A 20017-nucleotide genomic window follows, 5' to 3' on the forward strand; every position below is an offset into this window, starting at 1 on the left:
CGATACTTTCCGTCATCCTGGGCTCGACCCAGGATCCAGAGCAACACGCGGTTCCGCCCGTTACTCTGGATCCTGACTTTCGTCAGGATGACGGTTTAAGTCATGCGATACCTTTGGTGTACCTTCTTTTCGTTCAGATCGTACCGTCGCTCATCGACCTCAGAGGTCGATCAGGATGCGGGTCGGGTCTTCGATCGCGTTTTTGAGCGCCACCAGGAACGTCACGGCTTCGCGGCCGTCGATCAGGCGGTGGTCGTAGCTGAGCGCGAGGTACATCATCGGGCGGATGACGATCTGGCCGTTGACGACGACCGGGCGCTCCTCGATGCGGTGGAGGCCGAGGACGGCCGATTGCGGCGGGTTGATGATCGGGGTCGACATCAGCGAGCCGAACACGCCGCCGTTCGAGATCGTGAAGGTACCGCCCTTCATCTCGTCCATCTTGAGCGCGCCTTCCTTGGCGCGCTTGCCGAAGTCGCCGATCGTCTTCTCGATCGTCGCGACCGACATCTGGTCGGCATCGCGGATCACGGGAACGACGAGGCCGCCGGGCGACGAGACCGCGACCGAGATGTCGGCGTAATCGTGATAGACGATGTCGTCGCCGTCGATCGACGCGTTGACCGAGGGGATATCGCGCAGCGCCATAGTGGCGGCCTTCACGAAGAAGCCCATGAAGCCGAGGCGGACGCCGTGCTTCTTCTCGAACAGGTCCTTATACTTGGCGCGGGCCTCGATCACCGCGGTCATGTCGACGTCATTAAACGTCGTCAGCATGGCCGCCGTGTTCTGCGCTTCCTTGAGGCGCTTGGCGATCGTCTGGCGAAGGCGCGTCATGCGGACGCGCTCTTCGCCGCGACCCGAGGCGGCGGCGGGGGCTGCGGACGGGGCGGGCGCTGCGGCCGGCGCAGGCGCGGGCTTGCTCGACGCGGCGGCGGTCACGTCTTCCTTGGTGATGCGACCGTCACGGCCGGTGCCCTTGACCGTGCCGGGATCGACGCCGTGCTCGAGCACCGCGCGACGGACCGATGGGGAGAGCGCAGCGGGGGAGTCGCTGGTGCCGGCGCCGGGCTGGTCGCCGTACCCTGCGCCAGACTCGTCCTTGGCGGGCGCGGCGGGCGTTGCCGTCGCAGCGGGTGCGGGCGCAGGAGCCGACGCAGCAGCGCCGTCACCGGAGTCGATCGTGGCGAGCATCGCGCCGACCTGCACGGTGTCGCCGACCGCGACCGCGTGCTGGCCCATGACGCCGGCGACTGGCGACGGGACCTCGACCGAGACCTTGTCGGTCTCGAGGCTGGCGATCGGCTCGTCGACCGCGACGGGATCGCCGGGCTGCTTCAGCCACTCGCCGAGGGTTGCTTCGGTGATCGATTCGCCCAGGACGGGGACGGTGACTTCGGTTGCCATGGTGTCTGCCTACTTCCTTGTGTCCCCGCGAAGGCGGGGACCCAGACTGGGCCCCCGCCTTCGCGGGGGAACAGAGTTGATTACGATGCGCGGGTGCGGCGGATTTCGTCGCGGACGTTGTGGCCGAGCGCGTCGGCGACGAGCGCGCCCTGTTCGGCCTGGTGACGCTTCATCAGGCCGGTCGCGGGCGAGGCCGAGGCGTTGCGCCCGGCGTAGCGCGCACGCTTCACGCGGGAGTCGACCGTTGCCAGCGCCTCCTCGATCAGCGGCTCGACGAAGAACCAATAGCCGTTGTTCTTCGGCTCTTCCTGCGCCCAGACGATCTCTTCCAGGTTCGGCATCCGTGCGACGCGCTCGGCGATCGGGTTGCCGGGGAAGGGATAGAGCTGTTCGACGCGGACGATCTGCGTGTCGGTGTCGCCCGCCGCGTCGCGTGCCTCGATCAGGTCGTACGCGACCTTGCCGGTGCACAGGACCAGACGCTTCGTATCGACGTCGGCGGCCGGATTGGTATCCGACAACAGACGGCGGAAGTGGCTGTCGCCCTGGAAATCCTCCGCGTTCGAGACGGCCAGCTTGTGCCGCAGCAACGACTTCGGCGTCATCACGATCAACGGCTTGCGGAAGTTGCGGTGCATCTGCCGGCGGAGCAGGTGGAAATAGTTCGCCGGGCTGGTGCAGTTCGCGACCTGGATATTGTCGTCGGCGCAGGACTGCAGGAAGCGCTCCGGACGTGCCGAGCTGTGCTCCGGTCCCTGCCCTTCATAGCCGTGCGGGAGCAGCATCACGAGGCCGTTCGCGCGAAGCCACTTGGACTCGCCGCTCGTGATGAACTGATCGATCATGATCTGCGCGCCGTTGACGAAATCGCCGAACTGCGCCTCCCAGAGGACCAAGGTCTTCGGGTCGGCGAGCGCGTAGCCGTACTCGAAGCCGAGCACGCCGTACTCGCTGAGCGGGCTGTCGAGCACTTCGAAACGACCGTGTTCGATCTCCTGCAACGGCACGTACTTGTGCTCGTCGGTCTGGTCGACCCACACCGCGTGGCGCTGCGAGAAGGTGCCACGGCCCGAATCCTGGCCGGACAGACGGACGCCATACCCTTCCGAGAGCAGTCCGCCGAACGCGAGTGCCTCGCCGGTCGCCCAGTCGAAGCCCTTGCCCGACTTGAACATCTCGCGCTTGGCATCGATCACGCGGTTGAGCGTCTTGTGGATCTTCACGCTGTCCGGGACGGTCGTCAGCGTGCGGCCGAGCGAATCGAACAGCTTCTGGCTGAGCCCGGTCTCGACGTTGCGCCGTGCCGATGCGCCATCCGTGGGCGCGCTGAGGCCGGTCCAGCGACCACCGAACCAGTCGGCCTTGTTAGGCTTGTACGACGACCCGGCTTCGAACTCGCCCTCGAGACGGAGCGTAAATTCCTTCACGTTCTCGTCGATCCAGGGCTGGTCGATCACGCCTTCCTTGATCAGGCGATCGCCGTACACCGACGAGACGCCGGGGTGCTTGCGGATGATGTCGTACATCAGCGGCTGCGTGAAGGACGGTTCGTCGCCCTCGTTGTGGCCGAAGCGGCGATAGCACCACATGTCGATGACGATGTCGCGGTGGAATTTCTGGCGGAATTCCATCGCCATCTTGGTCGCGAAGGTGACCGCCTCGGGATCGTCGCCGTTGACGTGGAAGACCGGCGCCTGGACGCCCTTGGCGACATCCGACGGGTAGGGCGACGAGCGCGCGAACTGCGGCGAGGTCGTGAAGCCGACCTGGTTGTTGATGATGAAGTGGACGCAGCCGCCGGTGTTGTAGCCGCGGATGCCGGAGAAGCCGAGGCACTCCCAGACGATCCCCTGCCCCGCGAACGCCGCGTCGCCGTGGATCAGCACGGGCAGGCTCGCGACGTGATCCTTGAGATCGTTGTTGAGCGTCTGGATCGCGCGGGTCTTGCCGAGCACGACTGGGTCGGCGGCTTCGAGATGCGACGGGTTGGCGACCAGGCTCATGTGAACCTTGTGGCCGTCGAACTCGCGATCGGTGCTGGTGCCGAGGTGATACTTCACGTCGCCCGAACCGCCGATGTCGTCGGGGTTTGCCGAACCGCCGGCGAATTCGTGGAAGATCACGCGCAACGGCTTGGCCATCACGTTGGCGAGCACGTTGAGGCGACCGCGATGCGCCATGCCGATGACGAGCTCGCGCACACCCATCTGGCCGCCATACTTGATGACGCTCTCAAGCGCGGGGATCATCGATTCACCGCCGTCGAGGCCGAAGCGCTTCGTGCCGACGTATTTCTTGCCGAGGAATTTCTCCCACTGCTCGGCCTGGATCACCTTGGTGAGGATCGCCTTCTTGCCGTCGGTGGAGAATTCGATCGCCTTGTCCTGGCCCTCCATGCGCTCCTGGAGGAAGCGGCGCTCCTCGACGTCGGAGATGTGCATGTATTCGAGGCCGACATTGCCGCAATAGTTCTTGCGCAACGTGTCGACGAGTTCGCGGATCGAGACCCATTCGAAGCCCATCGTGCCGCCGAGATAGACCTTGCGGTCGATGTCGGCGTCGGAGAAGCCGTGATATTCGGTCTTCAGGTCCTCGGGCATCTCGCGCTTGGACAGGCCGAGCGGGTCGAGATTGGCGGCGAGATGACCGCGGACTCGGTAGGTACGGACGAGCAACTGCGCGCGGATCGCGTCGGCCGCGGCCTTAGCGATCTCTTCCTTCGAGACGGGAGCAGGTGCCGCTGCGGCGGGGGCTGGTTTCCCCTTCGACGGCTTGGGCGCGGGCTCCATCTGGGTCGGATCGAGCGCTGCGGTCAGGTCATCCGTGGTGGTGAGCGGCCAGCGCGCGCTCTCCCAACTCGGGCCCTGCGCGGAGCCTTCGAGACCCTCGAAGAACGCGCGCCAACCGGATTCGACCGAGGCCGGGTCCGCGTTGAACTTGGCGTAGAGCGTCTCCACGAACGCCGGGCTGACGCCGGCTGCGATATCGCTGAAATCCTGGCCTTCGTAGCCCATCGTTCTCGTCCTCAGTGTCCCTCTCCCCGCGGGGGAGAAGGAGGGGCCCGCCCGCACTTGCGGGTGGGAGGGTGAGGGCACGGGCGGTCACGTGCCCTCACCCTTCCGCCGCTAAGAAGCGGCTCCTTCCCTCTCCCCGAACGGGAGAGGGGTAGTCAGTTCAACCCTTCAGCACGCTCAGCAGCGTCTCGCCGAGCAGGCTGGGGCTTTCCGAAACGCGGATCCCGGCAGCTTCCATCGCCGCGATCTTGCTTTCTGCATCGCCCTTGCCGCCCGACACGATCGCGCCGGCATGGCCCATGCGACGGCCCGGAGGTGCCGTACGGCCCGCGATGAAGCCTGCCATCGGCTTCGACCGACCGCGCTTGGCTTCGTCGCGGAGGAACTGTGCCGCCTGCTCCTCGGCGTCGCCGCCGATTTCGCCGATCATGATGATCGACTGGGTCTCGTCGTCGGCGAGGAACAGCTCGAGCACGTCGATGAAGTTCGTGCCGTTGACCGGATCGCCACCGATACCGACTGCGGTCGTCTGACCAAGGCCTGCATTCGACGTCTGGAACACGGCCTCATAGGTGAGCGTGCCTGAACGGCTGACAACGCCGACCGAGCCCTTCTTGAAGATCGAGCCGGGCATGATGCCGATCTTGCACTCGCCGGGGGTCAGCACGCCGGGGCAGTTCGGGCCGATGAGGCGCGACTTTGAGCCCGACAGCGCGCGCTTGACCTTGACCATGTCGAGCACCGGAATGCCCTCGGTGATCGCGACGATCAGCTCGATCTCGGCGTCGATCGCCTCGAGGATCGAATCGGCGGCGAAGGGAGGCGGCACGTAGATGACCGACGCGGTCGCGCCGGTCATCGCCTTGGCTTCGGCGACGGTGTTGTAGACGGGGAGGTCGAGGTGGGTCGTACCGCCCTTGCCGGGGGTAACGCCGCCAACCATCTGCGTGCCGTATTCCAGCGCCGCCTTGGTATGGAAGCTGCCGGTTTCGCCGGTCATGCCTTGGGTGATGACCTTGGTGTTCTTGTCGACGAGGATGCTCATCTTGTCTCGTTCCTTACCACCCCGGCGAAAGCCGGGGCCCAATTGGGAAAGCGGTCATGGTAGTGCGATGCAATCGTAAAGGTCGTCCCAAGCGGGATTGAAACCGTTGATCTCACGCAGTTTCCAGTCTCGCTTCCACTCCTTCATGTGCAGCTCGCGCTGCCGGGCGGCTTCCCAACTACCGGCTAACTCATACCAGACGAGCAGCTTGCAGTCGTATTTCTTCGTGAACCCGGCGACGACGGCGTTGCGGTGTTCCCACACGCGCTTCGCCAGGTTCAGCGTCGAGCCGAGGTAGATCGTACCGTTAAACCCACTTGCCATGATGTAGACGAACGCCTGTTCTTCCATCAGCGGGGCCTTCCCAATTGGGCCCCGGCCTTCGCCGGGGTGGTGCGATCCTTACCTCACCTCAAATAACCTCGAATCAGTTCAGCGAACCATCGATACCTTTGCAAGCCACGATCAGCTCCTTCACCGCATCGACCGACACGGCGAGGTTCTGCTTGGCTTCGTCATCCAGCTTGATCTCGACGATCTTCTCGACGCCGCCAGCCCCGATCACCACCGGCACGCCGACGTACAGATCGGTAAGGCCGTACTCGCCCGACACATACGCCGCCGCCGGCAGCACGCGCTTCTGGTCGTACAGATACGCCTCGGCCATCGCGATGCCGCTGGTCGCCGGCGCGTAGTACGCCGAGCCGGTCTTCAGCAGCGCGACGATCTCGCCGCCGCCGCCGCGCGTACGCTTGACGATCGCGTCGATCTTTTCCTGGCTCGACATGCCCATCGCGATGAGGTCGGGAACCGGAATGCCCGACACCGTCGAGTAGCTGATGACCGGGACCATCGTGTCGCCGTGGCCGCCGAGCACGAAGCTGGTGACGTCCTTGACCGAGACCTTGAACTCGTCGGCGAGGAAATGGCTGAAGCGCGCGCTATCGAGCACACCGGCCATGCCGACGACCATGTGGCGCGGGAGCCCTGAGAACTCGCGGAGCGCCCACACCATCGCGTCGAGCGGGTTGGTGATGCAGATCACGAACGCGTCGGGTGCGTTGGCCTTGATGCCCTCGCCGACGGCCTTCATGACCTTCAGGTTGATGCCGAGCAGGTCGTCGCGGCTCATGCCGGGCTTGCGGGCTACACCGGCGGTGACGATGATGACGTCCGCGCCGGCGATGTCGGCATAGTCGTTCGAGCCAGTGATCTGCGAATCGAAGCCTTCGACCGGGCCGCACTGCGAAAGGTCGAGTGCCTTGCCCTGGGGGATGCCCTCGGCGACGTCGAACAGGACGATATCGCCAAGGCCCTTGAGTGCTGCGAGGTGCGCGAGCGTACCGCCGATGTTACCGGCGCCGATCAGCGCGATCTTCTTGCGAGCCATTCCAATCCGTCTCCGTCTGATGTGCGGGGTGATTGGTGACGCCGGTTACGCGCATTATCCCGCTACGGCAACCGCTAAAGCGGAAAAAGCACCTTGTTATTGCAACTCGTTCGCATGAGCAATAAGCTTAGAGGTGGCCTTCGGCGAGATAGTCCTCGGAGCGCATCTCCTCGAGACGGCTGATCGTGCGGTCGAACTCGAACCTGCCGTCGCCGCTTTCGTAGAGGTCGCCGGGTTGCGCATCTGCCGCCGCGAGGAGCTTGACCTTATGCTCGTACAGCGCGTCGATCAGCGCGACGAAACGCGCCGCCTCGTTGCGGTTCTCGGGGCCGAGCTTGGGGATGCCGACGAGGATGACGGTGTGGAATTTGCGCGCGATGGCGAGGTAGTCGGCCACCCCCCTCGCCTCTCCGCACAGCTTCTTGAAGCTGAACACCGCGACGCCCTTGAGCGACTTGGGCACCCGGAGCGTGCGGCCCTGGACGATCAGGTCTTCGGCCGGGACGTGCTCGCTGTCGTCGGTCGAGAAGTCGGTGAGGCGGAAGAACGCGGCCGAGAGCTGCGCGGTGGCCTCGGGGCCGTTGGGGACGAGCCAAGTGTCCTGGCTGCCGAGGCGGTCGCGGCGATAGTCGACCGGGCCGTTGAGCGGGAGCACGTCGAGGCGCTGTTCGATGGTCGCGATGAAGGGCAGGAAATGCTCGCGGTTGAGGCCGTTTTTGTAGAGATCGGCGGGCGGGCGGTTCGAGGTGGTCACGATCGTCACGCCGGAATCGAGCAACGAAGTCACCAGCCGCGACAGGATCATCGCGTCGGGGCTGTTGGTGACCATCATCTCGTCGAATGCGAGCAGCCGCGTCTCGTCGGCGATCGCGGTGGCGACGGGGACGATCGGGTCGCCGACTTCCTTGCGGCGTTCGGCGGCGATGCGCGCGTGGACCTCGAGCATGAACTCGCCGAAATGGACGCGGCGCTTTTTGTCGATGGGGGCGTTGGCGAAGAAGAGGTCCATCAGCATCGACTTGCCGCGACCGACTCCGCCCCAGAGGTAGACACCGCGGGGGTCTGGTTTCTTGGAGAAGCGGGCGAAGAAGCCGGTGGTTTTGGGGATGGCGAGTTCGGTGGCAAGGGTGTTCAGGCGTGCGGCGGCGGCGGCTTGTTCCGGGTCGGGGCGGAGTTCGCCTGACGCCACGAGCGCCTCATAGGCTTTGAGTACCGTCACGCCGCCACCCTCGCCCCACCCCGGCGGAGGCCGGGGCCCAATTGGAAAGGTTTCGATAACGGAGCGGGGCGCTTCAACAATGATCGTGTCCCAATTGGGCCCCGGCCTTCGCCGGGGTGGTGTTAGGCGGCGGGGTCAGCCTTTGGAGGCTTGCCGGACGGCTTGCGGATCGTGGCCGAGAAGGCGGCGATCTTGGTTTCGTCGTCGCCTTGCACCACCAAGCCCCGCAGGAACAAGAGGCGGCCGGTTTCCTTGAGCACCTCGACCTGCGCCTCGATCGGCTCGCCGACGCGACCGCCGCCGATGAATTGGGTGTTGAGATCGAGCGTCACCGCGGTGCCGGCGGTGATCAGGCCGAAGCCTCTGGCGGCGGCGAACAGCGCGACATCGATGAACGCGAGGAGCGCGCCGCCGTGGACGTTGTTCTGGAGGTTCGAGTGACGATGCTCGGGGGTGATGCGGACGCGGACGATGGGGCCGTCGACGCGGTAGAGCATGGGGCCGAGCAGGGTATTGAAGCGGGTCGGGTCGGAGAGCGACCAACTACGCCAGCCTGGGTTGGCTGGGTCTTCGGCTTCGACGAAATGGGGTTTGTCAGTCATGATTTCCGTTCGTCCCGAGTAGACATCGAGCTTGTCGAGATGGCGTATCGAAGGACATGTACCTCGATACGAGCTCTCGACTACGCTCGATCTCTACTCGGCACGAACGGGGGGTGGGGAAAGGTAGGACCCTCCTCCAACCGAACGGATCAGACGATCCGTTCGGCTTCCATCTTCTTGATCTCAGCGATCGCCTTGGCGGGGTTGAGACCCTTGGGGCACGCGTTCGCGCAGTTCATGATGGTGTGGCAGCGGTACAGGCGGAACGGGTCCTCGAGTTCGTCGAGGCGCTCGCCGGTCATCTCGTCGCGGCTGTCGGCGAGCCAGCGATAGGCCTGCAACAGGATTGCGGGGCCGAGGAACTTGTCGGCGTTCCACCAGTAGCTCGGGCAAGAGGTCGAGCAGCACGCGCACAGGATGCACTCGTACAGGCCGTCGAGCTTCGAGCGGTCTTCCGGCGACTGGAGGCGCTCCTTGCCCGAGGGCGGCGGGGTGACGGTCTGCAGCCACGGCTTGATCGACGAGTACTGCGCGTAGAAATGCGTAAAGTCGGGGACCAGATCCTTGATCACGTCCATGTGCGGCAGCGGCGTGATCTGGACCTCGCCCTTGCAATCCTCGATCGCGGTCGTGCAGGCGAGGCCGTTCTTGCCGTTGATGTTCATCGAGCACGAGCCGCAGATGCCCTCGCGGCACGACCGGCGGAAGGTGAGCGAGGAGTCATGCTCGCTCTTCATCTTGATCAGCGCGTCGAGCACCATCGGGCCGGTGTCGTCGAGGTCGAGCGCGAACGTGTCGTAGCGCGGGTTCTCGCCGCTGTCGGGATCGTAGCGGTAGACCTTGAACGATTTGAGACGCTTACCCCCGCTGGTCGAGGCGTGCTTGACGCCCTTCTTGACGACGCTGTTTTTCGGGAGCGAGAATTCGGCCATTGCGAGCGGTCCGTCCGTGGTGTGATTATTGGTTATGGGAGCCGATACATGACAGCGGCCCTCCCCGCAAATGCTTAGCTTCGCGGGTGCAACATGGGTCACCACCGCTGTCGCGTTGCGTAGTCCCTAGCGCTTAGATGATATCGAGGATGAGGCCGAGGTCGCGGGCTTCCTCGGCCTCGATGTACCAGTTGGACGGGGCCTTCTTCTTCAGTTCCTCGAGCGACACTTTCGAGCCCTCGACGATCGCGCGGAAGCCTTCCTCCTGGATGTTGATCGAGTCCTCGATCTCGTGGAGCTTGGCCTTAAGCGTGTAGGACAGCGTGTTGAGCGGACCGTTGAGTTCGATGGTGCTCTGCATCTGACGCTCGTGGATCATAATGCGGCTGTTGCGGGTGAGGAAACGGCTGTCGACCGGGAAGGCGGACATGAACGTCGCACCGGCGGAATAGACCGCGACCTTGCCGAGGAAGAGCGTCTCGCGGCCCGTGTATTCGCGGAGCAGGCGGATGTTGTCGCCCATCGCACGCGCGACCTCGGGGTCGCCGCCGAGCGTGGTGATCGAGACGACGAGCGGGCCTTCGGTGGGCGCGGCGACGAGCTGCGACTTGAAGGTGTCGTACATCGCGTCGTCGACCGGGCCGTGGAGGTGGACGTGGGGGGCAGCCAGCAGAGGGTAGTTGCGGGCGTTCGATGCGGGGGATGTGTCGGTCATGCCGCGGCTAACTTTTGCGGGGGGAGTGGGTTCCGAGGGACAGGACAAAAGCACTCGGCTCTACAGCTTCGTGGCTAGCCCCGCTTGTTTCAGGATAGCGTTGGCCGTGTGGCGGGACAGGATGGTGCCATCGACGACGACCGGGCGTGACGCGTGCGGACTGCGCCAGATTTCGTGATCGCCCTTCCCGCTTCGCACGAAGGTGCATCCGTTGGCCATGAGGATATCGCGAACCTGCGCGGTGTATCCCCGGACCATGGTGCCTTAGGCCGCGATCTCGAAATCGCGTTCGTGGTGCGCGATGATCCGGATGCGGTGCGGGCCGGTGAGACGCGCGCGATCGGCGATATCGTCCGCGTGGATGTCGAGCAGGTCGGGCAGCATGGCCGCGGCTTTTTCCACCAGTGCTTCGAGCGTGGCTGCGTCGGCAGCGAATCCGGGGATGTCGCCGTCTACCGAATACCAGACGCTGGCTTCGGGGTCGTAGTCTGCACGGATCGTCCAGTGCGCCATGTCCAACCTCGCCTTTCCGCAGGGGGTGAGAGAGGGTTTACGCTGAATTGCGGCTTGGCGCCACCGTCGGGTGTTGCTGTATCAGATGCAGACGAGCGATCGGGGGGCTGCCGATCAACCGGTTGGGCAACCTCAAGCTTGTTTCCCCGCGAAGGCGGGGATCCAGACTGGGCTCCCGCCTTCGCGGGAGAACAAGGAGGGGCGGACGGTGTTACGCGTCTCGCGTCAGGCGCTTGTACTGGAGGATCCAGCCTACCAGTCCGCCGGGGACCCCGCCTACCAGCGAGAACAGCGCGTAGAAGGTTATAGCGATCTTTTGGGGTTCTTCGCCGACGCCCCGGGTTTCTATGCCGTAGACGTAGATCGTGGTCAGCAACGCGACGACCGCCGGCCACAGAAACCCGGCGATCATCGGTTGGAAGCGCGTCAGGAGCCCCACCGCGACCGGCACAAAGAACCCGATCGCGATGATGGCCCAGATCATCAATATACCCGCTTCTTGGGCTTGATGTAGTCGATGTCGTCGGTGAGCGTGTAGTCGTGGACCGGGCGGAAATCGATCTTGGTCTCGCCGCCCTTGCCGCCCCAGCCGTTGAAGGTGGTGATGGTGTGCTTCATCCAGTTCGCGTCGTCGCGCACGGGGAAATCCTCGTGCATGTGCGCGCCGCGCGACTCGGTGCGATTGGCCGCCGAGTTCATCGTCACGACCGCCTGGCCGATCAGATTGTCGAGCTCCATCGTCTCGACCAGATCGGTGTTCCAGATCATGCTGCGATCCTTCACGGCGACGTCGGTCATCCGGTTGTAGATCCCGGCCATCTTCTCGACGCCCTGGTTCAGCAACTCGGTGTCGCGGAACACCGCGCAATGCTTCTGCATGGTCTGCTGCATATCGAGACGGATCTGCGCGGTCGGCGACCCGCCGCTTGCGTTGCGGAAGTGGTCGAGACGCGTAAGTGCGAGGTCTTCCGAACCCTTGGGCAGCGGCGCGTGCGCCGTGCCGGGCTTCAGCGTGTCCTTGATCCGCAGGCCGGTCGCGCGGCCGAACACCACCAGATCGATCAGGCTGTTCGAACCGAGGCGGTTGGCGCCGTGGACCGACACGCATGCCGCCTCGCCGACCGCGAACAGGCCGGGTACGACCGCGTCGGGGTTGCCGTCGACGAGGTTGACGACCTCACCGTGGAAGTTGGTCGGGATGCCGCCCATGTTGTAGTGCACTGTCGGCGTGACGGGCAGCGGCTGGCGCGTGAGATCGACGCCGGCGAAGACCTTGCCCGTCTCGGTGATGCCCGGCAGGCGCTCGGCGAGCACCTTCGGATCGATGTGGTCGAGGTGCAGGAAGATGTGGTCGCCGTTCTTGCCGACGCCGCGGCCTTCACGCATTTCTAGCGCCATCGAGCGGCTGACGACGTCGCGCGAAGCGAGGTCCTTCGCCGACGGGGCATAGCGCTCCATGAAGCGCTCGCCTTCGGAGTTGGTCAGGTAGCCGCCCTCACCGCGTGCGCCCTCGGTGATGAGCACGCCCGCGCCGTAGATGCCGGTCGGGTGGAACTGGACGAACTCCATGTCCTGGAGCGGAAGCCCGGCGCGGAGCACCATCGCGTTGCCGTCGCCGGTGCAGGTGTGCGCCGAGGTCGCTGAGAAATAGACGCGGCCGTACCCGCCGGTGGCGAGCACGGTCTGATGGCTGCGGAAGCGGTGAATCGAGGCGTCTTCCATGCACAAAGCGATGACGCCGCGGCAGACGCCGTTTTCCATGATCAGGTCGAGCGCGAAATACTCGACGAAGAAGTCCGTGTTGTACTTCAGGCTCTGCTGATAGAGCGCGTGGAGCATCGCGTGACCGGTGCGGTCGGCGGCGGCGGCGGTGCGCTGGACCGGAGGGCCCTCGCCCATGTTCTGCATGTGACCGCCGAACGGACGCTGATAGATCGTGCCGTTCTCGTTACGGCTGAACGGCATGCCGGCATGTTCGAGCTCGTAGACCGCCTGCGGGGCCTCGCGGCACAGATACTCGATCGCGTCCTGGTCGCCGAGCCAGTCGGAACCCTTGACCGTGTCGAACATGTGCCAGGTCCAATGATCCGGCGAGTTGTTGCCGAGCGACGCGGCGATGCCGCCCTGTGCGGCAACGGTGTGCGAGCGGGTCGGGAAGACCTTGGTGATGCACGCGGTCTTCAGGCCGCTCTCGGCGATGCCCATCGTGGCGCGCAGGCCGGACCCGCCGGCACCGACGACGACCGCATCATAGGTATGATCGATGATCTTGTAGGCAGACATCAGGCGGGGGCTCCGGAGAAGGCGACCTTCAGGATCGCGAACAGGGCGATACCGCCCAGCGTGAAGGTGAACAGGTTGAGGAGGATCATCGTCACGACACGGCTTTCGTCGTGCATGTAATCCTCGATCACGACCTGCAGACCGAGACGGAAGTGATAGAAGACCGACAGGATCAACAGCGCCATCGGCACCGCGACCCACGCCGATTGCAGCCACAGGTGGACCGCGGCGTAATCATAGCCGGGCATGCGCGCGACCGAGATCATCAGCCACAGCATGAGGAACAGGTTGGCGCCCGCCGTCAGGCGTTGCTGCCACCAGTGATGCGCGCCGTGTTTCGCACTGCCGAGGCCGCGGACGCGACCGATTGCCGTTCCCGAACCCATTACTTGATCCCCATGTAGAGCCAGAACACGACCGTCAGCGCGACCGAAGCGACCATCGTCGCGAGCGCACCCATCTTGTTGCGCTTCAGTTCGTAGCCCGCGCCGGTGTCGAGCACGAAGTGGCGGATGCCGGTCATCATGTGCTGGAACAGTGACAACGTCAGCCCGACCGCGACGATGTAGCCGAGGATGTTGAGACGGCCAGCATCGGTCGTGAACACGTCGACGAAGGTCGCATAGGCCTGATCGCCCGACGCGATCGCGGCGAGCCACCAGACGAGCAGCAGGCTGCCGACGGTCGCCATCCCGCTGCCGGTCACGCGGTGCAGGATCGAGACCAGCATGTGCGGGCCCCATTTATAGACCTGCAGATGGGGAGAAAGCGGGCGTGCCGGGTTGCGCGATGCCAAGGGCGGAGTCCTCGAACCAGAAGATGACGAACCAAAAAGATCTTGGTCCACAATATATAGATCGGGCGACCTATTAGCCACCGCGTGCTGCGATGCAACCCATTGGGCGCGGTGCGATAACCCATGACACCGCGAACCATGCGGATGCAGGGACCGCGATACCGGGCGGAAATACCAGACGGGCCGGATGCGAAATGATTTCGCGCGGATGCCGCAGCGCGACCGATCCCTAACCCGGCCTTAAGACATACGCTGTAGCGCCGGATGCGTATACCCGATCCGGAGTCCATCGTCTTGACCACCACCGACCTGCCGGTTCCCGGCGCGATTGCGGCCTCTGTCGACCTCGCGGCACGGCTGCGGGTTTTCGACTTCGACGGGACGCTGAGCGGCGCAAGCCGCGAAGTCTGGGCGGCGCTGGCCCCCGAGATCACGCATGTCTCGAAGGCGTATTGGGAGCAGTGGCTGCGATGCTTTTCCGACGAGCGGATCTGGGCGCCGCACGAGACCGACCAGATGATCGAGGTCGGCTGCACGTTCCTGCGCAACCGCTTCCTCGATACGAGCGGGCGGGCCTGGGTCGAGTCGGTTGAACGCTCGGTCGCGGCCGCCTATGTCGCCGGCGTGTCGCCGATGGCATTGCTGTCGATGATCAGCGCGAGCGACCGTGCCGCGCTCGAGGTGCTGATGCGGCGGGTCGACCGGTCGGACGCCAAGCTGCCGGTCTACATCGACACGCTGATGCGGCTGTCCGCGCTGGAAGGCGAGATCACCGTCGCGATCTATAATGCGTACAGCACGCATTCGGCGCGGGTCGCGCGCGATACGCTGGCGGCGGAATTTCGCGACGGGATCGCGGCGATGGTCGAGACGGCGACCGACGAAGGCCATATGCTCCGCGAACAGGCGATGCGCAGTTCGGCGTCGACGCGCGCGGTGCTGGGCAAGGCGAGCGAAGTCGCTGCAGCCGCCGAGCAATCCGCGGTGGCGATGCGCGAGGCGGCACAGACCGCCGCCGGGCTGATCCGCGCGATCGAGGATGCACGCACCGAAGTGGAGGCAGCAGCCGAGATCGCCACCCGCGCGTCCGCGCAGGCGGGCCAGGCGGTCGGCATGTCCGAGACGCTGAGCGATCATGCGAAGTCGATCGAATCGATCCTCGGGCTGATTCGCGACATTGCCGGGCAGACCAACCTGCTCGCGTTGAACGCGACGATCGAGGCGGCGCGGGCGGGCGATGCCGGGCGCGGCTTCGCGGTGGTGGCGCAGGAGGTGAAGAGCCTTGCCAACCAGACCGCACGCGCGACCGACGACATCGCCGCGAAGATCGCCGCGATCCAGTCGGCGACGCGCTCGACGGTCGAGACCAACGCGTCGATCAAGTCGACCGTGGCCGAGGTGCAGGAGAGCGCCGACCGGATCCGCTATGCGATGGAGGCACAGGCACAGACGGTGACCGCGATCACCGCCGCGGTCGACGAGACGGCCTTGGCGGCGGATTCGATGTCGACCACGATCGCCGCGATCCGCGAGGATACCGAGACCGTCGCGACCGAGATCGACGGTGTCGGCCGCGGCTTCGACGTGCTGGACACGCGCCTCGGCAATCTCAAGAACAGCGCGGGCGATTTCGTCGCGAAGGTCGCTGCATAACGGACCTTCGGGAGGGGGCGATGATCGAGCACCAGGAGAGAATGTTTCGCCAACCCGGCCAAGACGGGGGGCGACCTACCAGTCCCGAAGGGACACGTGACGGCGCGCATCCCGAAGGGAAGCGTGACGGCGCGCGGGGGCCTGCGCGGAACTGGGGCGGCGACCAGCGCCCGCTGCGCGAACGTGTTCGTGACTATGACTGGGACGGTTTGATCGAGCCGGCCTGCGCGACGCTCAGCGCGCTGCTCGAACCCGACGATCACCGCAAGATCGCCGAGACCTTCTGGCGCCACTATCTCTCGCTGGAATCGGCGCAGCATATCCGGCGTCATTTCACGCCCGACCTGCTCGAACAGCGGATCGCGGCGAGCAGCAACTATGTCCGGCTGCAATATAGCGCACCGACCGACGATGCGTGGAAGGCGATGGCGATCAGCCATGCGGAGGATTCGCATCGCTCGGGCATCCCCCTGCCCGCGCTGCTATCGGCACTAGCGTTTGCGCACAGCGTCACGCTGAACCTGATCGCCGACCGGCTGGGTGCGGACATGTCGGCGATGCGCACGCTCAGCGACGTCGTGCAGCGGCTGGCGCTGATCGAGGCGGACATCATGGCGTCGCATCTCGGTGCGAGCGATGCGGAGGCGGCGCGGGTCGAACGGCAGACCAGGGCAACCGACTTTCGCGGCAGCATCGCCGCGTCGATCGAGCATACCGCGGCGCTGGGCGCGCGGATCCGGGTGCAGGCGGCGGGCGCGTCGGCCTCGACCCGCGGCATGCTGGGCAAGGCAAGCGAAGTCGCGGCGGCGGCGGAACAGTCGGCAATGGCGATGCGCGAGGCGGCCCAGACCACCGCCGGCCTGATCCGCGCGATCGAGGATGCGCGCACCGAAGTCGAGGCGGCAGCAGCCATCGCCGACCGCGCCTGTACGCAGACCGGCGAGGCGGTCGGCGTGTCGGAGGCGCTGAGCGAGCATGCGAAATCGATCGAATCGATCCTCGGGCTGATCCGCAGCATCGCCGGGCAGACGAACCTGCTGGCGTTGAACGCGACGATCGAGGCGGCGCGGGCGGGCGATGCCGGGCGCGGCTTCGCGGTGGTGGCGCAGGAGGTGAAATCGCTCGCCAGCCAGACCGCGCGGGCGACCGACGACATCGCCGCCAAGATCGCCGCGATCCAGTCGGCGACGGCGGCAACGGTCGCGACGAATGCGGGGATCAAGGCGACGGTGACCGAGGTGCAGCACAGCGCCGACCGGATCCGTCATGCGATGGAGGCGCAGGCGCACACCGTCACCGCAATCACCGCGGCGGTCGACGAGACGGCGCTGGCGGCGGATTCGATGTCGACGACGATCGCGACGATTCGCGCGGATACCGAGGCGGTGGCGGCGGAGATCGACCAACTCGGCCACGCGTTCGGTGACGTCGACGACCAGCTCGGCGTGCTGCGCGGCGCGGCGGATGGGTTCTCGGCTAGCGTGGCCTGAGGGGGCGTCCTTTAATCTGGAGGGCGTGCGAGAAGATTTTTCGCGCAGAGGCGCAGAGGACGCAGAGACCATAGCGGAACCGCAGGTTCCTCAGAATTGCCGTGTTCGCACGCCTTCGCCTGAACGAGCCCGCACTCTGCGTCCTCTGCGCCTCTGCGCGAACCCATTTCTCACTTGAGCTTAGGTGACGGCCATAGCCTGCGGCGCTAGAGCGCGGGAATGACTATTCTTCTCACTGGCTCCAGTCGCGGTATCGGCGCGGCTATTCATGGGGCGCTGACCGACGCGGGCGCTTCCGTTATCGGGCATGGGACCGTCAGCGGTATTCCGGCCGATTTCGCCGATCCTGCGGCGCCCACTGCATTGTGGAACGCTGCGCTGGAGCAGGCGGGCGGCGCGATCGACGTGCTGATCAACAATGCGGGGGTGTTCGAGGCCAGCCCGCTTGGGAACGACGACTGGACCGTGCAGTGGGAACGGACGATGCGGATCAACCTTACCGCGTCGGCCGAGCTTTGCCGATTGGCGGTGCTGCATTGGCAGGCTCGGGGTGTCGGCGGGCGGATCGTCAATATCGCCAGCCGGGCGGCGTATCGCGGGGATTCGCCGGCGCATTGGCATTACGCCGCGTCGAAGGCGGGCATGGTGGCTATGACCAAGACGATTGCTCGCGGGTACGCTCGGCAGGGCATCCTGGCGTTTGCGGTGTGCCCTGGGTTCACGATGACCGGGATGGCGGAGGATTATCTGTCGAGCCGCGGTGGCGATGCGTTGCTGGCGGATATTCCGCTCGGGCGGGTCGCGGCGCCTGAAGAGGTTGCGGCGGCGGCGAAGTTTCTCGCGCTTGAGGCGCCGGCTTCGATGACGGGGTCGGTGATCGATGTGAATGGGGCGAGCTATGTCCGATAGTTGGAAGCTGACCCTGCCCTGCACGCGCGCGGAGGCGGAGGCGATCGACGCTTCCGATGACCTGACGATCGATGGCGTGCTCATGACGACCGAGGAGATCGAGGACGACGTCGAGTCGTGGCGGCTCGATGCGTATTTCGAGCATGAGCCGGCGGCGGAAACGGTCGCGGCGGTGCGCGCGCTGGTGCCGAGTGCGGCGAAGGCGGCGATCGCGGTCGAGCGGTTGGGCGATGCGGACTGGGTGACGATGAGCCAGGCTGGGCTGGAGCCTTTGTCGGTCGGGCGGTTCTTCGTGCATACCGGGGCGCATTCGGGGGCGGTGCCGGCGGACAAGCGGGCGTTTTTGATCGAGGCTAGCCGGGCGTTCGGGACGGGGCATCATGAGACGACCAGCGGGTGTCTGGCTATGCTCGATGGGTTGGCTGATGCTTCGTTTGCCAACGTGATCGATATCGGGACGGGGACGGGGTTGCTCGCGTTTGCGGCGGCGCATCTTTGGCCTGAGGCTGCGGTGATGGGGACGGATATCGATCCGGTTTCTATCGACGTTACGGCTGAGAATGCTGAGCTGAACGGGGTCGAGGGGATCGATCTGGTGGTCGCGGATGGGACGCTGGACGAGGCGATCGTGGTTCGTGCGCCGTACGATCTGGTGATCGCGAATATTCTGGCGGGACCGCTGGTGTCGATGGCGCCAGAGATCGCTTCGATTTCGGATGTGGGGGCGACGATTGTTCTAGCCGGGTTGCTGGAGACGCAGCGGGCTGGGGTCGTGGCGGCGTATGAGGCTTGTGGGTGTTCGCTGGAGGCGGTCGACCGGCGGGGGGATTGGAGTGTGCTTCGGTTGCGCGCTGGGGCGGAGAGGTTCGTGGCAGAGGGGCCGTTCGATCCTAAGGGGCGCGATGGGTGGGCGCTGGATATCTAGAGTACCCTCTTCCCTGCAGAAGCTTGTTCCCCCGCGAAGGCGGGGGTCCAGTCTGGGGCCCCGCCTTCGCGGGGGAACAGGTTGGGAAGGGTTGCACTTACCCCGCACCTGCCGCCACCCCGGCGGAGGCCGGGGCCCAGCTGGGTGAAGCTTTGAGATAGAACCGCACCGCTATCCCAACTGGGCCCCGGCCTTCGCCGGGGTGGTGGCCTCCCCTGGGTGGTGGCCTCTGTGAGCGAAGCTTATGCGGTCTTGGCTGACGCCTTCGACGTCGCGTAATCCTGCGTGCCCTCGGTTATCACCACATCGCCTGGCTCGATCCGCGCGACCGGGATATCCGGGAGCGCCTTCAGCTCCTCGTACAACGGTGCGAAATCCGTCTCGACCGTCAGCCGGAGCAACTCTTCGAAGCTCGGAATCACGAAGTAGTTCTGCTGGAAATCGTCGATCCGGTACTCGGTCCGCATCACCCGGGCGAGGTCGAGCGCAATGCGGTTCGGGCTCGGATCGTCGAGCGCGAAGCGGGTTTCGGCGTAGCTGGAGACGATTCCCGAGCCGTAGATCCGCAGGCCTTCCGGCTCCCCGATCAGGCCGAACTCGACCGTGTACCAGTAGAGCCGGCCGAGATACTTCAGCGCGTCGAGCCCGAGCGCGCGCTGGCCGCCGCGGCCGTAGGCGGCGAGATAGTCGGCGAAGACAGGATCCGCCAACATCGGGACGTGGCCGAACACGTCGTGGAAGACGTCCGGTTCCTGGAGGTAGTCGAGCTGGTCGGGGCGGCGGATGAAGTTTCCAGCGACGAACCGCCGGTTCGCCATGTGGTCGAAGAACACATCGTCGGGGACGAGGCCCGGCACCGCGACGACCGACCAGCCGGTAAGCTTCATGAGGCGCTCGGACAGTTCCTCGAAATCGGGGATGCCGGGCTTCGAGAGCTTCAGCACGTCGAGCCCGCGCAGCCAGGCGTTCGAAGCGCGGCCGGGGAGCAGCTTCGATTGGCGCGCGAACAGCGTGTCCCAGGTCGCGTGGTCCTCCCCGGTATAGGCCGCCCAGTTCTGCGGAATCGTCCAGTCGGGCGCGCCTTCGGGCGGAGTGCTCAGTACGTGTGTGTCATTGGCCATGCG

At 65.4% G+C, this 20017-nt stretch carries 20 protein-coding genes; 4 read left to right on the forward strand and 16 right to left on the reverse strand.

Annotated elements, in window-relative coordinates; all coding sequences use genetic code 11:
* Positions 1 to 159: 159 nt before the first annotated feature.
* The 15 genes from odhB to sdhC all read right to left on the reverse strand — a co-directional run bounded on the left by odhB (position 160) and on the right by sdhC (position 13916).
* Positions 160 to 1407 (reverse strand): 2-oxoglutarate dehydrogenase complex dihydrolipoyllysine-residue succinyltransferase, encoded by a 1248-nt coding sequence (gene odhB / locus VH567_RS03895; RefSeq protein WP_423323305.1) that lies wholly within the window; start codon positions 1405 to 1407, stop codon positions 160 to 162.
* Positions 1408 to 1487: 80 nt separating this feature from the next.
* Positions 1488 to 4421 carry a 2-oxoglutarate dehydrogenase E1 component gene (locus tag VH567_RS03900; RefSeq protein WP_423323308.1) on the reverse strand — a complete coding sequence of 978 codons (2934 nt, stop codon included), beginning with the start codon at positions 4419 to 4421 and terminating at the stop codon, positions 1488 to 1490.
* Positions 4422 to 4581: 160 nt separating this feature from the next.
* Positions 4582 to 5466, reverse strand: coding sequence for a succinate--CoA ligase subunit alpha (sucD, locus tag VH567_RS03905; RefSeq protein ID WP_093396778.1), 885 nt, complete (start codon positions 5464 to 5466; stop codon positions 4582 to 4584).
* 54 nt (positions 5467 to 5520) lie between these two features.
* Entirely contained in the window at positions 5521 to 5817 is a 297-nt protein-coding gene (locus tag VH567_RS03910; protein ID WP_423323310.1) for a GIY-YIG nuclease family protein, read from the reverse strand.
* A gap of 76 nt (positions 5818 to 5893) precedes the next feature.
* Positions 5894 to 6856, reverse strand: a complete 963-nt coding sequence (gene mdh / locus VH567_RS03915; protein WP_423323312.1) for a malate dehydrogenase — start codon at positions 6854 to 6856, stop codon at positions 5894 to 5896.
* 127 nt (positions 6857 to 6983) lie between these two features.
* Entirely contained in the window at positions 6984 to 8075 is a 1092-nt protein-coding gene (zapE, locus tag VH567_RS03920) for a cell division protein ZapE (RefSeq protein ID WP_423323314.1), read from the reverse strand.
* Positions 8076 to 8197: 122 nt separating this feature from the next.
* Positions 8198 to 8677: a PaaI family thioesterase gene (locus VH567_RS03925; protein ID WP_423323316.1), complete on the reverse strand. Its 480-nt coding sequence runs from the start codon at positions 8675 to 8677 to the stop codon at positions 8198 to 8200.
* A gap of 149 nt (positions 8678 to 8826) precedes the next feature.
* Positions 8827 to 9609, reverse strand: a complete 783-nt coding sequence (locus VH567_RS03930) for a succinate dehydrogenase iron-sulfur subunit (RefSeq protein WP_423323318.1) — start codon at positions 9607 to 9609, stop codon at positions 8827 to 8829.
* Between the two features lie 133 nt (positions 9610 to 9742).
* Positions 9743 to 10324, reverse strand: a complete 582-nt coding sequence (locus tag VH567_RS03935) for a ClpP family protease (RefSeq protein WP_423323320.1) — start codon at positions 10322 to 10324, stop codon at positions 9743 to 9745.
* A gap of 60 nt (positions 10325 to 10384) precedes the next feature.
* The gene (locus VH567_RS03940; protein WP_423323322.1) at positions 10385 to 10582 is read right to left on the reverse strand and encodes a type II toxin-antitoxin system HicA family toxin; all 198 of its coding nucleotides are present in this window, start codon (positions 10580 to 10582) and stop codon (positions 10385 to 10387) included.
* Between the two features lie 6 nt (positions 10583 to 10588).
* Positions 10589 to 10837 (reverse strand): DUF1902 domain-containing protein, encoded by a 249-nt coding sequence (locus VH567_RS03945; protein WP_423323324.1) that lies wholly within the window; start codon positions 10835 to 10837, stop codon positions 10589 to 10591.
* Positions 10838 to 11048: 211 nt separating this feature from the next.
* On the reverse strand, positions 11049 to 11321 hold the full coding sequence (locus VH567_RS03950) for a hypothetical protein (RefSeq protein WP_423323326.1): 273 nt from the start codon (positions 11319 to 11321) through the stop codon (positions 11049 to 11051).
* On the reverse strand, positions 11321 to 13123 hold the full coding sequence (sdhA, locus tag VH567_RS03955) for a succinate dehydrogenase flavoprotein subunit (protein WP_423323716.1): 1803 nt from the start codon (positions 13121 to 13123) through the stop codon (positions 11321 to 11323). Before sdhA ends, VH567_RS03950 begins: the two co-directional genes overlap by 1 nt.
* Positions 13120 to 13506 (reverse strand): succinate dehydrogenase, hydrophobic membrane anchor protein, encoded by a 387-nt coding sequence (gene sdhD / locus VH567_RS03960; protein WP_060524023.1) that lies wholly within the window; start codon positions 13504 to 13506, stop codon positions 13120 to 13122. Before sdhD ends, sdhA begins: the two co-directional genes overlap by 4 nt.
* Positions 13506 to 13916, reverse strand: a complete 411-nt coding sequence (gene sdhC, locus VH567_RS03965; protein WP_423323328.1) for a succinate dehydrogenase, cytochrome b556 subunit — start codon at positions 13914 to 13916, stop codon at positions 13506 to 13508. The genes sdhD and sdhC overlap by 1 nt, the downstream gene beginning before the upstream one ends.
* 309 nt (positions 13917 to 14225) lie before the next feature.
* Between sdhC and VH567_RS03970 the strand changes: the two genes are divergently transcribed.
* The 4 genes from VH567_RS03970 (at position 14226) to VH567_RS03985 (ending at position 18893) form a co-directional block, all read left to right on the forward strand.
* Positions 14226 to 15569: a methyl-accepting chemotaxis protein gene (locus tag VH567_RS03970; RefSeq protein WP_423323718.1), complete on the forward strand. Its 1344-nt coding sequence runs from the start codon at positions 14226 to 14228 to the stop codon at positions 15567 to 15569.
* A 41-nt stretch (positions 15570 to 15610) separates the two neighbouring features.
* Entirely contained in the window at positions 15611 to 17059 is a 1449-nt protein-coding gene (locus VH567_RS03975; protein WP_423323330.1) for a methyl-accepting chemotaxis protein, read from the forward strand.
* A gap of 219 nt (positions 17060 to 17278) precedes the next feature.
* Positions 17279 to 17968: an SDR family NAD(P)-dependent oxidoreductase gene (locus tag VH567_RS03980; protein ID WP_423323332.1), complete on the forward strand. Its 690-nt coding sequence runs from the start codon at positions 17279 to 17281 to the stop codon at positions 17966 to 17968.
* Positions 17958 to 18893, forward strand: a complete 936-nt coding sequence (locus tag VH567_RS03985; RefSeq protein WP_423323334.1) for a 50S ribosomal protein L11 methyltransferase — start codon at positions 17958 to 17960, stop codon at positions 18891 to 18893. Before VH567_RS03980 ends, VH567_RS03985 begins: the two co-directional genes overlap by 11 nt.
* A gap of 242 nt (positions 18894 to 19135) precedes the next feature.
* Here VH567_RS03985 and phhA read toward each other — a convergent pair whose 3' ends face one another.
* A complete protein-coding gene (phhA, locus tag VH567_RS03990) occupies positions 19136 to 20014 on the reverse strand; it encodes a phenylalanine 4-monooxygenase (RefSeq protein ID WP_423323336.1) in 879 nt (292 codons plus the stop codon).
* Positions 20015 to 20017: the final 3 nt, after the last annotated feature.

This window comes from Sphingomonas sp. 4RDLI-65 (genome assembly GCF_049472435.1).
Lineage (GTDB): Bacteria > Pseudomonadota > Alphaproteobacteria > Sphingomonadales > Sphingomonadaceae > Sphingomonas.